This is a genomic window from Paenibacillus thiaminolyticus (assembly GCF_003591545.1).
GTDB lineage: Bacteria > Bacillota > Bacilli > Paenibacillales > Paenibacillaceae > Paenibacillus_B > Paenibacillus_B thiaminolyticus_A.
Genome location: NZ_QYZD01000008.1, coordinates 50,637 through 64,056, shown reverse-complemented (window position 1 = coordinate 64,056; position 13,420 = coordinate 50,637). Strand labels below are relative to the sequence as shown.

The 13,420-nt window shown below is 53.1% G+C and carries 9 protein-coding genes; all 9 read right to left on the bottom strand.

Annotated features, from left to right (window positions below; all coding sequences use genetic code 11):
- Positions 1 to 172: 172 nt before the first annotated feature.
- Positions 173 to 1,567, bottom strand: coding sequence for a tryptophanase (locus tag DQX05_RS11195; RefSeq protein ID WP_119793557.1), 1,395 nt, complete (start codon positions 1,565 to 1,567; stop codon positions 173 to 175).
- A gap of 596 nt (positions 1,568 to 2,163) precedes the next feature.
- Positions 2,164 to 3,786 carry a beta-N-acetylhexosaminidase gene (gene nagZ / locus DQX05_RS11190; RefSeq protein ID WP_119793555.1) on the bottom strand — a complete coding sequence of 541 codons (1,623 nt, stop codon included), beginning with the start codon at positions 3,784 to 3,786 and terminating at the stop codon, positions 2,164 to 2,166.
- A gap of 57 nt (positions 3,787 to 3,843) precedes the next feature.
- Positions 3,844 to 5,442 carry a response regulator transcription factor gene (locus tag DQX05_RS11185; protein ID WP_119793553.1) on the bottom strand — a complete coding sequence of 533 codons (1,599 nt, stop codon included), beginning with the start codon at positions 5,440 to 5,442 and terminating at the stop codon, positions 3,844 to 3,846.
- Positions 5,439 to 7,274 (bottom strand): cache domain-containing sensor histidine kinase, encoded by a 1,836-nt coding sequence (locus DQX05_RS11180; protein WP_119793552.1) that lies wholly within the window; start codon positions 7,272 to 7,274, stop codon positions 5,439 to 5,441. Before DQX05_RS11180 ends, DQX05_RS11185 begins: the two co-directional genes overlap by 4 nt.
- A 50-nt stretch (positions 7,275 to 7,324) precedes the next feature.
- On the bottom strand, positions 7,325 to 8,668 hold the full coding sequence (locus DQX05_RS11175) for an ABC transporter substrate-binding protein (RefSeq protein ID WP_119793551.1): 1,344 nt from the start codon (positions 8,666 to 8,668) through the stop codon (positions 7,325 to 7,327).
- Positions 8,669 to 9,212: 544 nt separating this feature from the next.
- Positions 9,213 to 10,091 (bottom strand): L-serine ammonia-lyase, iron-sulfur-dependent, subunit alpha, encoded by an 879-nt coding sequence (gene sdaAA / locus DQX05_RS11170; protein ID WP_119793745.1) that lies wholly within the window; start codon positions 10,089 to 10,091, stop codon positions 9,213 to 9,215.
- Between the two features lie 85 nt (positions 10,092 to 10,176).
- Positions 10,177 to 10,839, bottom strand: coding sequence for an L-serine ammonia-lyase, iron-sulfur-dependent subunit beta (gene sdaAB / locus DQX05_RS11165; protein ID WP_119793550.1), 663 nt, complete (start codon positions 10,837 to 10,839; stop codon positions 10,177 to 10,179).
- A 78-nt stretch (positions 10,840 to 10,917) separates the two neighbouring features.
- Positions 10,918 to 12,114 carry an MFS transporter gene (locus DQX05_RS11160; RefSeq protein WP_119793549.1) on the bottom strand — a complete coding sequence of 399 codons (1,197 nt, stop codon included), beginning with the start codon at positions 12,112 to 12,114 and terminating at the stop codon, positions 10,918 to 10,920.
- Between the two features lie 77 nt (positions 12,115 to 12,191).
- On the bottom strand, positions 12,192 to 13,358 hold the full coding sequence (locus DQX05_RS11155) for an amidohydrolase (RefSeq protein WP_119793547.1): 1,167 nt from the start codon (positions 13,356 to 13,358) through the stop codon (positions 12,192 to 12,194).
- Positions 13,359 to 13,420 lie beyond the last annotated feature (62 nt).

Below are 13,420 nucleotides of genomic sequence, written 5' to 3'. Positions count from 1 at the left end.
CCTTTCCCCGCTTCCCTTCGCCTGCTTGAGAACCGGGAAGGAGGGGGCTCCTCGCCCCCTCCTGCTCCCATCAACGTACATGCCATTCGTTACCATTCGATGCCGATCGATGCCGTTCAGTAAATGGTACCCTTTCGATTACTCCGTCCCTGTTCAGGCTAGACAGCATAGGTCAGCGGGACGGGACTTCTGTCTTGATCGGTCGAAGGCGCGCAGTGAAATGCCGCAATATCGGCGGTTCGTACGTGAACTCCAATCCTGCCAATGTGCTTGCCCGATCCTTGATTGCAATCAGGGCATCCGCAATGACATCCATATGATTATTCGTATAGACGCGGCGCGGAATCGTCAAGCGCAGCAATTCAAGCTTGCTCTCCAACTGCTCACCCGTCGCTGCGTCACGTCCCAGCAGAAAAGAACCGATCTCGACCCCGCGTATCCCTGCTTCCAGGTATAGCTCGTTCGCCAGCACCTGGGCCGGGAATTGCGCCGCAGGAATATGCGGCAGCAACTTCTTCGCGTCTACGAAGACGGCATGGCCGCCGGTTGGTGTCTGGAAAGGGATTCCGCCCTCCTCAAGACGTCTGCCGAGATATTCGATCTGACCGATGCGATAAGCCAGATACTGCTCGTCGACGCCTTCGCGCAGCCCGCGGGCGAGCGCTTCCATATCACGGCCGGTCAATCCGCCGTAAGTCGGAAAGCCCTCCATCGGCACCGTCATCGAACGTGCTTGCGTAAATAACGCTTCATCCTCTTTAAAGGCCAGTAAGCCGCCAATATTGACAAGCCCGTCCTTTTTGGCGCTCATCGTGAACCCTTCGCCATAAGAGAACATTTCACGGACGATATCAACGATATCCTTATGCTCATAGCCTGGCTCGCGCTTCTTGATAAAGTACGCATTCTCCGCATAACGCGCGGCATCAAAAAACACGCGAATCCCGTTCTGCTTCGCAATGGCGGATACTTCGCGAACATTTTCCATGGATACGGGCTGGCCGCCAGCACTGTTGTTCGTCACGGTAATGAGTATAAATGCAATGTTCTCGGTTCCCTTTTCAGCGATTGCATGGCGCAGCTTATCCGTATCGAAGTTTCCTTTGAACGGGTAAGGCGTCGTCGTATCATAGGCTTGTTCGGTTACAAGATCAACCGCAATCCCCCCGGCCAGATCAACGTGCGCACGTGTTGTATCGAAATGCCAATTGCTCAGGACATACTGCCCTTTTTGAATAAGCAGCGGAAACAGCACCTTCTCGGCGCCCCGCCCCTGATGCATCGGAATCACATGCTGATAGCCTGTAATCTGTTGCACCGTCTCGCACAGATGATAATAGTTGCGGCTGCCCGCATACGATTCGTCGCCCAGCATCATGCCCGCCCATTGGTTGTCGCTCATCGCGCTCGTGCCGCTGTCTGTCAACAGATCGATATACACTTCTTCTCCGCGCAGCAGAAACGGATTATACCCCGCCCGTTCTAATGCTTTCTCCCGTTCCTCCCGTGATATTATGCTCAGCGGCTCCACCATTTTGATTTTAAAAGGCTCTGCGAATCGCGCCATTCCAACACCCCCGTTATTATTAAAAAGTTTTCACAACGCCACCTTTAAAGTTTTTCCTTTCAGTTCCAATATTTTGAAGGCGCCTTCATTATACTGGAAAAATATAACGCTTTCAATATTGTACTCTTTTTGCCTTTTTTTCTCACGATATTTTCGCGGCAGGAGGAATATAGAAAGAATTGGGGGTGTTTCCAGATGGTTCATGAGTGGTATGTAATGGATAAATTAGGGGAGTTTCGGCGTCAAAAACTTGAAGCGGCGGATCGGAAAGGGGCGTCTAGAATAGAGAGACAGCAGATGTTGTCTCCTAAGAGGAGTCATTGGCTTTCTTCCATATTCAGAAGGAAGAAATGCAGGGGCAGCCTCTCTCTCTCACCTGCGGGAGCAACTGCATCTCCTTCCCCTGCCCGGCATCAGGCAAAGAGCCGATGAGTCACCTTTCCCTGGCCAGCCGGGCCTCCCCTCCTTCCCTGTGCCGCAGCGGCGGAACCCGCGAATCCACCAAGAGAAGGCCGTTCCCGGCGTCATCATTGACGACCGGGAAACGGCCTTCTCTTCCATCATCGGCTCTTTTTCCTTGCCGATTCTCTATCCCTCTACGCCTGATGCCCGAACGGGTATTCCGGCGAGATCGTAACCGGCAGCTTGCCGCGCACTTCCTGCTTGCCTGCCAGCACGGCCCCCAGCGCCTTCATCGTCGCTGGGCGATTCTCGTAGCAGCACAGATAGACCGGCGCTTCCGGGAACTGGTTCAAATCATACGGATTGCGCGTCGAGGCGACAATAACCTGCACATCCGGGCGCCCAATCAGGCCCTGTACAATCTCGACCTGCCCGGGATGGAGCGTAGATGCCGCATTATAGGTCAGCACGACAATCTGCTTGAAGGATGCGGCCTTCGCCAAGGTCGCCTCCACTTCCTCCGCCTCCGGATACGTGCCGATCCGCCATTCCTCCACATGGTCTACGTACGGCGACAGCGCAGTCGCCACAGTGTAGGACTGTTCGATCGGCTCATCGACCTCTGTGCGCTGGCGAACTTCCGGCCAGATAACGAGCGTCGGCTCCTCCTTGCGAAGCGGAATGGCTCCGCCATCATTTTTGACGAGCGTAATGCTGTTCTCGCAGATGCGGTCGACGACGGCCTTGGAAGCGTCGGAACCGAACAGCGCCGCGAATTGAGGCGTCACTTCCGGCAGGACGTCCATGCTGCGCTTCGCCTTCAGCGCCAACAGCCGATCGACGGACTCGTCAATCTGCGATTCCGGAATCCGTCCGCTGCGCACCGCCTCGACCAGCGCCTCAATCGCCGCCACCTGCTCTTCGTACGTATGGCTGACGAGCACCAGATCGGCGCCGGCTTCCACCGAGCGCACGGCCCCTTCGGGAATGCCGAACTCCTTGGAGATCGCATGCATCTCCAGGCAGTCGGTGACGATGACGCCATTATAGTTGAGCCGCTTGCGCAGCAGATTCGTCAGCACGCTGCGCGACAGCGTCGCCGGAATCGGGTTCGGCTCGAAGGCCGGGAACATGACATGTGCCGTCATAATCAGATCGACGCCCTCGCGGATGGCGCGAATGAACGGCGCCAGCTCGATCGCGAGCAGCCGCTCCTCGTCATGATTGACCGCGGCGAGTCCATGGTGGGAATCAACAGCCGTGTCGCCATGACCCGGGAAATGCTTCGCCGTCGCCGCGACGTTCGCTTCCTGCAGACCGCGAATCTGGGCTGCTCCTAGCTCTGCCACGAGATCCGGGCGCTCGCCGTACGAACGCACCCCGATGACCGGGTTCAGGGCATTGTTGTTCACGTCCACGCTTGGCGCGAAGTTCATATTGATGCCCATATGGAGCAGCTCTTCGCCGCAGATGCGGGCCGCTTCATAGGCATCGTCGGCGCTGCGCGCCGCCCCGATCGCCATATTGCCGGGAATGAGCGTAATATCGTCCCAATCGATGCGGGCGACCATGCCCCCCTCCTGGTCGATGCAGATAAAGAGCGGTATATCGGTATGCTTGCGCGAGATAAGCTGCAGCTCCCGGGACAACCCGCATACCTGCTCCTTGCTCTGCACGTTGCGGCGGAAATAAATGATGCCTCCAACATGATGCTTCTCAATCAGCGTGCGGATATTGTCGTTGACAACCGGGCCGTGGAAGCCGAACATGACCATTTGGCCGATTTTCTGTTCCAATGTCAGTTGCTGTTTACCCATGCCACTCGTTCCATCCTCTCTATCCTTAAATTGATGCGCAGGGTGCTGCTGCGCTGCCTATTCGGCCGTTACCCGGGACTCCCTGTATTCGGAAGGAGTCATGCCTGTGTACTTCTGAAATACTCGGGTGAAGTAACGGCGCTCGGTGTAGCCGACGAGCATGCCGATCTGCGCGACGCTCTTGTCGGTCATGCGCAGCATCGACGTTGCCAGCTCCATGCGCTGTCTCGTTACGTATTCAACGAACGTCTCCCCGAAATAATTTTTGAACAGCATGCTGAAGTAGCTGCAACTGATGCCGAGGTAATCGGAGAGCTCCTCGATGCCGATATCCGAGCCCAAATGCCGGTGAATGTAATCCTTCGCCGAAATCATAAGCAATTCGCCTGATTTCTTGTTCATGGCGTGTTCCTTCGTATTGCCGACCAGATCCGTGATGACATTCATCAGGTCCTTCACGCTCAAGCTGTGCTGCAGCTTGTTCCACACTTCCTCCTCCTGATGAGCCTCGATGAATTCTAGTTCCCGCATCTCACGCAGCAGATGGATGACGACATAATGCAGGAACTTCTCGACCCGCATGATCGACTGCTCCGACATATAGGACAGACTCGTCTGCAAGGAATGGAGCCCTTGCTCGACATTGCGCTTGTCGTTCTGCTTCATCCCGGACACGATCTCTTCGACGAGATGCCATTCCGAGACCGACGCGACCTGGCGGGCCATCGAGCCTTCATCGACCGAGAGCCGCTGCTCGTCTTCCGATGCCCATACCAGCACGCGCTGCAGTCGTTTGTAGGTGTGGGAGAGCGCGGCCATCGGCACCGGTCCCTGATCCCAGGCGAGGCTTACGGTCATTTTGACATGCTCCCGCACCGCCTGTTGAATATCTTGGGCCCAGCATACCATCTCCGAAGTCATCGCCTCCGCGCGTTCCGGGCCGAACTGAATGAGAACCGCCCATTCCCCTTCCCGCATTTGCAGGACGGCATAGGTCAGCCCTTCCTCCTGAATGGCGTCCTGGAGCACATTGCGAACAGCGAAATTCCACAGCTTGCGCTCGCTATCTACCCATGATACGGTACGCTGGGCATATCCGTCCAGATCGACGAGCAGCACCGCATAGGTCAGCCGCTCGGCCGGGATGTCCCCTTCCTGCATCAGCAGCGGGGGCGAACCTGATGAGAAGCCCATCAGCACATCGAATAGCATTTTCTCGAAGGCAAGGCGGATGACTTTCCCCCAGCGCCGTTCCTCTTGCCTTTTCTTCTGCTGGCGGGAGCGGATCTCATCGGCCAGCCTGCGTACGGTCTGCTGCAGCTCTTCATAATTAATCGGCTTCACAATATAATCTCGCACCCCGTGCTGCAGGGCGATACGGGCATATTCGAATTCCTGGTAGCCCGTCAGCATCAGCACCTCCGCTTCGACGCCCATTTTACGGATTTCCCGCAAAAACTCCATACCGTCCATCACCGGCATGCGGATATCGCACAAAATAATGTCGGGCTCATACGCGCGCACCGCATCGAGTCCTTCGGCGCCGTTGCGCGCGGTCCCGACGATATCGATCTGCATCTCGCTCCAGGGGATGACGATCTTCAGATTGTTCACGATCGGGGCTTCATCGTCAATGAGCAACACCTTCACGTTCATTTCCCTTCCCCCTGTTCATATTTCGGTATCGTAATCTGAATGACCGTTCCCATCTGCGGCGCAGAACAGATGAACAAGCCATAGCGCGGGCCGTACCGGATGCGAACCCGGTCGGCTACGCTGCGTACGCCAAGACCGCGGCGCTCCGTATTGTAGCTGTCGGCCAGTTCCGGATTCGAAGACTGCCGCTCATCGGATTGCATATATTGGAAGCGGCTGAGCTGCTCGTTCGACATCCCGACGCCGTTATCCTTCACCCGCAAATAAATGCATTCGGCATCCTCGGAGGCAATGATTCGGATAACCCCGGTATGCATGATGCCGTCGAAGCCGTGCTGAATGCAGTTCTCGACGAGCGGCTGCAGGGTCAGCTTCAAGATCTTCGCATTCATGATGTCATCCGGAACGCTGATCTCGAAGTTGAACACATCCTCGAAGCGGAACTTCTGGATTTCCAAATAACTGCGCGTGTACTCCAGTTCCTCACGGATCGTAATCTCTTCCTTGTCCTGGATGCTCGTGCGCAGGATATTGCCCAGCCTGATCACCATCTGGCTTACTTTGCGGCCCTCATTCTGCACCGCAAGCACATTGATCGATTCCAGCGTGTTGAACAAGAAGTGCGGCTTGATCTGGGCTTCGAGCACCCGCATCTCCGCCTTGTTCTTCTGCTGCTGTTCCCGCTTGACCTGCTGCAGGAGCACGCATACCTGATCGATGAGGCGGTTGAAGCCGACAGCGAGCGCGCCCAATTCATCCCGGTCCTTCTCGTCGACCCGGGCGTTCATCTCGCCGGACTCCACGCGACGCATGAAGCGGACGATTCGGTTGATGGAATGGGTGATCCGGTTCACGAACAGCAGATTGAACAGCACGGCGGCAGCAACGCAAATGAGCAAAATAATGGCGACCCATATGCCGAAGTTGATCATCTCTTTGGTCAGCATTTTCCAGGAAGTCACCGAGACGATATGCCAATCATAATCCTTCAGCTTATACATCGAGACGATGCTCTCCTGCCCGTTGAACGACGTCTTGAAGCTTTGATAGCGCGACGTATCCGATAGCTTGGTGGAATCGATCATCCCGGTCAATGAGTCCCCGTCCGCCAGCTTGTCGCTGTCATACAGAATCATGCCCTCATTATTGACGAGCAAGAAGCGCGTGTCATCCTCCTCCTCCCCTTGATTGCGGCGGAAATCATTGAATATCGATTCGATCTCCCAGTTCTTGATCTGCACGACAAGAATGCCGATATTGCGCAGGCTGCTTAATTCCTTGACGACCCGGATCTGGGTAAAAACCGGTTCATGGCCGGTCACCTCCGGGTATTCATACGGTCCCACCCATTTCGGAGCGCCGTTCAACTTCAGGACTTGCTCGTAGAGCGGATGCTTTTTGAACTGATCGAACGGAAGCGCCATAAAGCCCTCTTTGTTAAAAATCGAGATGACCTGATTTTGAGGCAAGGTGCTCCGGTAATTATATAGAAATGCATATCCGATAGACGGATGGCTGTATAACAGCAAGCGGAAATTGCGCTGATTCTCGTTCAGCTGCAAATAATTCGCGTTGGCCAGATTTTCGCTCGCTCCAGCCGTCAGCGCGTTCTGGAAGACGGAGTTGCTGATGCCGGTGTCCGTCACCCGGTTCATTTCCGAGAAGAAATAGCTGACGCTCTGCCCGATCGCTTTGAGCGAGAATTCCGCCTGCTCGCTATACTTTTGCGCGAACAATTGAAAGGTAATATAGAACACGAGCGACCCCAGCAAAAGGAGGGGAATAATGATCAACATTACGAATCCAGCCAACATTTTAAACCGCAAGTTCATTCCCGTTCCCAGCTCCGTCCGTATTTATTGCGCCAGCGAAGGAACATTCCTTATCTCACGGCCATGTTCGCTTCGTCCTGCATCTTCTGCACAGCGGCCAGCATAGCGGCCGGCTCGACATCGCCTTCCATGACGCGCTGAATGCCGATGCGCAGCTCGGTGTCGACCTCGGCCTGAATTAACGCGTCGAACGCCGGCCATCTGTACCGAACTTCATTGGTGCGCTTGATAATCTCAAGAATAAGGCCGCTATCGACCACCTGCTCCATCTTCGACTGCTCCATCTTCAGCGACGGGAGCACGCCGTCCTCCATCAGACCCTGCAATTGAATCTCTTCATTATAAAAATTGAGGATGAACGACTTGACCGCCTCCAGCTTGCGCGGATCCTCCGCCACCTTGGCCGAGAACGCATACCCATTGTTCGTGTCCACCATTGCGCTTATCCCATAACCTTCCTTGAGCGGAGGCATCAGGAAGAAGCCGAATTTGTTCCTGCCGTCAGCTGTCTTCTCATCCGTCAGACCGGAAGACCCCCAGGTCCCGTCGAACATCATGATCGCTTCTCCAGTCAGAAGCTGAGTTCGCTGGTCTGCATACTCCAATCCGAGCTCGCCACGCTTAAAATAACCTTTGCTCACCCATTCCTGATGCTTCGAGATCGCTTCCACCATACGCGGATCGGTCCACTTCGATTCGCCGGTCTTGAAGCCTGCGGTGAAATGAGGTCCGGTATAGTAAGACCACAGATTGTTAATCGTCATGAGCGGAACCCAGGCATCCTTGGAAGCCCGGGCGAACGGGATTTTGCCGTCGGCTTTGATCTTATCCGCAATCGCTTCCAGATCGGCCAGCGTTTTCGGCAATTCCAGGCCCTTTTCCGCAAAATACTGTTTATTATAAAAATAGCCTTCAATGGATCCGCCGTTCGGCAAACCATAAATCTTCCCGTCATGCGTCCACGGTTCCAGGTTGAGGAACTTGTCCCTCAAGCCAAGCTCCTGCAGAATCGGCGCTATATCCAGCACAAGGCCTTCCTTGGCATACAGACCGACATCCGGACTGCCGAATGTATCGAAAATATCCGGCGGATTGCCGGCCGCCATCTCGCTTCTCAGCTTATCCTTGCGGTTCACCTCGCTGTCGACCCCATCCAGCTTGATCGTAAGACCCGGATGCTGCTCCTGCGTCTTCTTCAAGACCGCTTCAAGCCGAGCGAGGCGGTTCTTATTCGCGTCTCCGAGCTGGATATGCCGCAGCTTCAGATCGAACGGCTCACTATTTTGTGATTGTCCGGACTTGGAACCGCCTTCACCGACAATCATGCCGCAGGCAGCAATCACGGACGCCGCCGCCACAATCAGCGCGAGAAGAAGAACAGCCTTTCTTCTCATGGCAAGACCTCCCCAAGGTAAAGTGTAGTCCATACATTATCAATTATAGGTCTATCGCCCGTATCCGTTAAGGACGAATATCTACGATCGGGGGATAAAATCCTCTAATCCCCATTATACAATTGTATCCCTGCCGATGGGGAAGAAGCCTAACTCCTAGAAGATAGATCCGTTCCGTCGCATATCTGCCTTATCCAAACATATCAAAGGCTGCTGAACAAATTCTTCACACCTCATTAGCTTCATAGTAGTATGTGCTTCGTGGTCGTTGTAGAACGGCGCACGTTGCCGCTACCGAGTACTTGTTTTTTTCCATTCTGATACAACTGGACGATCTGCTTTTTTAAAATTCAGGCGTAAAGGTAGGGCGTTCTCGTTTCTCTTGCTGCCACATCACGCGAATTTTGTTTTCATAAAGGCAAGCACCCCTTCCACAGCAAAACGACACCTGTCCTTCTGCTTAGGCAACTTGGACACGTGTCGTTTATTTCATTTAAAGGAACTCCTGTTTTGAAGAAAAAAGCTTACGTCTTACTCCTCTTCCTCAACGGTGAGCCGCACCAAAAATCTCCTGCTTCAACCTTCTGCCGGTTGGCGTATCTGCGAGCCCGCCAAGCGCCGTCTCGCGAAGCGCGGAAGGCATCGATTGTCCGATCTTGAACATCGCCTCGATCACTTCATCACAAGGAATCGTGCTCGTGACACCAGCCAAAGCCATATCGGCAGCAACCATTGCAACCGCTGCTCCCATGGCATTGCGCTTCACGCACGGGACCTCGACAAGTCCTGCTACGGGATCACATACGAGCCCGAGCAGGTTCTTCAAGGCAATGGACATGCCATGTGCGGCCTGAGCAGGTGTTCCGCCTGCAAGCTGAACGATGGAAGCGGCCGCCATGCCTGCCGCAGAGCCTACCTCAGCCTGGCAGCCGCCCGCTGCGCCGCTGATGGACGCATTGTTCGCTACGACCATGCCGAATGCACCTGAGGTGAACAAGAAGTCAATCATTTGCTCTCTGGTAGGGTTCAACTTGTCGCGCAAGGCAAAGAGTGTTCCTGGTACAACACCAGCAGAACCTGCTGTTGGTGTTGCACAGATTAAGCCCATCGCCGCATTCACTTCATTGGTGGCAACAGCCTTGCTTACAGCATCCAAGATCGTGAACCCGCTTAGGCCGTGGCCTGCGGAGATATAGGCATGAAGCTTGACCGCCTCTCCGCCAGTCAACCCGGAATGCGACTTCACGCCGCTTAAGCCTCGCTCTACGGCTTTCTCCATCACATCCAGGTTGCGACCCATCTGCTCACGAACCTGCCCTCTTGTTCTGCCCGATACCTTCATCTCTTGACTAACCATAATCTCAGCGATCGAGCAATCCTGCTCTTCTGCCAGAGCAACTAGTTCTGCTACATTACGAAACATCGTCATGCCCTCTTTCTTCATGCTGGCAACGATTCCCTTGTGCCGACATCTTCATAAAGGAACGGTTGCCACTCTTTTCTATGATTTAGTCTTCCATAGACAGGACGCGATTGACTCCGGATAAAGCGCGGATCTCTTCGATAATGCGATCATCGAGACGTTCATCGATCTCGATAACCATAAGCGCAAGTTCGCCCTTCTCTCGCCGCGATACCTTCATGTTCGCGATGTTAACCTGCTCTTTGCTCAGGATGCTTGTCACACTTCCAACCACGCCGTGTCGATCATGATTGACAACGAGAATTGCAGGATGATGACCGGAGAGCTGAAGCTCGAAGCCATTCAGCTCTATAATTTCCACTTTGCCTCCGCCGATCGAGATCCCTACAACCTCCATCTCCTCCTGCCCGTCCTTCATTCGAAGGCGAGCCGTGTTGGGATGATCAGGAACGGCCTCCATGGTCGTAATGACCACTTCTACACCTGCTTCCTCCGCATATCTATCCGATTCCGGCAGACGCGGATCATCCGTGTCAAATCCAAGCAAACCTGCAATCAAGGCCACGTCTGTGGCATGTCCTTTATACGTCTCAGCAAAGGAACCGTACAGCGCAAGTTCGACATGAGACGGCTGTCGCCCAAAGATGCTTCTAGCAAGTCGACCGATGGACGCCGCTCCAGCCGTGTGTGAGCTTGAAGGGCCCACCATGATCGGTCCAATAATGTCATATACGCTGCGGTATTTCATATCTTAACTCCTTTATCCATCATCAGGAGCAATGTGCTCACTTCATTTCTATAAGTCCATTGTTCATTCAAGCTACAGCTATGCCGATTGCTTGCGTGTGCGAAGCAGCAAGGTCGTCAGTCCGCACAGCAGAGCGGCAATCGCCATAAAGGCAAAGGCTGGTCCGAACGAGCCGCCACTCTTGTCAATCAAAGCCCCCAGAATCATTGGGGCTAGGAAGCCACCGATTGTACCGCCCGTATTGATGATTCCGATCGAGGAACCAATAATCGCTTGGTCGAACAATTTATGCGGCCACGTAAAGATCGCTGTAAACGTACCAACAGATACCATACTGATCAAGACCAAGAGAATCGCGGATACGATCAGCTTCGTGGAGAAGATAAAGCCCACAAGCAGCAGCGATACTAAGATCGCAGTCGAAATAACGAACGCTTTCTCTTTGCCAAGGAACCATTTTGACAACAGCCCGCCGACGATCATGGTCGCCACCGTGGTGCACACGGCATTGATCGCGAGGATGGTACCGACTTGACCAATTCCAATGCCGAATTGGCTCTTCAGATACGTTGGCAGCCATGAGATGTTACCGTATAACAGAAAGTTAAGCAACAGCATCGCCACAAACAGAATAAGCACATCACGATTCGTAATAATTTCAGTAAACTTGAGCTTTGGAGCATTATTGTTCATTTGTCCAGGCGCCTTATACTCCTTAGGGACGAAGAAGAATACACATAGCATCGCTACGGCGAACAATGCGCCAAGCACATAATAACCAAGCTTCCAGTTGCTTGCGATTAGCTGCGCGCCAAGGGTAAACGCTAGGATTCCGCCGATACCGGATGTCGAGAGGATGAGAGATTGCACGAACGTTCTTTTTTCCTTCGGGAAATGATCCGCAATCGTCTTCGAGCAGCTCGGCGGGTAACCTGCATGTCCAACACCAGCGAAGAATCGAATCGCGACGAAGGCGATTAAGCTAGCGCCTATTCCGAAGAAGATGGAGAATAAGGATACAAGAGCAAGCGACGTCATCAAGACCTTCTTTGCTCCAAACTTATCCGCAAGCCATCCGCTTGGAATTTGCATCATCGAGTAACCAAGGAAGAACAAACTCATAATGAGTCCCGTTTGCGAATTCGTAAGGCTAAATTCATCTGCTAACGGAATAATCGCTGTGGAAATCATGTTTTTATCCATATAAATCATGGAATAACCGGCCATTAGTGCAAAGATTAACAGATAAGGATTTTTGTTTTTAGGCTTATCCATTGCTGACCTCCTGTTATGGTGGTGCGTCAACAAAAGGTGGATCAAACCTTTTATTGACTGCTCCGAAGTGAGTAAAGCTATTTCTTGCCGAGTACGTCGAGTGCGATCTGAACATGCATTTGCATGCCGACAGCGAGTGCATCCTCATTGATCTTGAATTTCGGGTGATGGTTCATATAGCCACAGCCTTCTTCCTTTGTTCCGCCTCCTAAGACGAAGAAGGAACCTTTCGTTACATCGGTATAGGCTGCGAAGTCTTCACTACCCATCATTTTCGGACAAGTAAATTGCTGCTCGCCTACGATCTTGTCTGCTGCATTGCGAACGATACCGGTAGCTTCCTCATGGTTCACAACGGCACTGTAGCCATCTAGATAATGAAGCTCATAGGTACCGTTATAAGCCTTCACGATATGATCAATGACTTCATGAATGCGTTTTTTCATTAATTTGCGAGTGTCTGCATTCGTTGTGCGAACCGTTCCCTTGATCGTTGTGGTATCTGGAATCACGTTGTATACCTCGCCTGCCGTGAACTGACCGATAGAAAGCACGGCATTGTCTAACGCAGATACATGTCTTGACACGATGTTGTTCAGATTCGTCACGACTTCTGCACCGATCGTGATGGGGTCAATGGACAACTCAGGCGTGGAGCCATGTGAGCCCCTGCCTTGAATCTTAAGCTCGAAGATATCTTGAGCCGCAGACATCGCGCCTACATTCGTACCTACCATTCCTGCTGGCAGCTTAGGGAAGATATGAATGCCGAACACGTAGTCTACATCTTCCAGCACGCCAGCGTCTACGATGGCCTTAGCCCCCCCTGGCGGAACCTCTTCTGCCGGCTGGAAGATAAACTTGATTACGCCTGACAACTTCTCCTTCATGCCAGCAAGCACCTTAGCTGCGCCAAGCAGCATAGCCGCATGTGTATCATGTCCACAAGCATGCATAATGCCAGGCTTCTTGGATTTGAATTCAACATCTGCTTCTTCCTCGATAGGAAGAGCATCGATATCAGCGCGAAGCGCAATCGTCTTGCCGGGCGCGCTTCCTGTGAGCTTCGCAATTACGCTGTTCGCTGTTGGTCGTGATAATTCAAGATTCGGAAACATACTTAGCACGTCATAAATATAGTTAGACGTCTCTACCTCTTCAAAGGATAGCTCCGGATATTGATGAAAATGTCTGCGCCATTGGATGACTTCTTCCGTCGGTAGTTGCTCTCTCCAGTTTGTCATGTTGATTCCCTCCGTCAGAACGTATTAGAAAACGCTTACACATATATCATAAAAAAAATCGC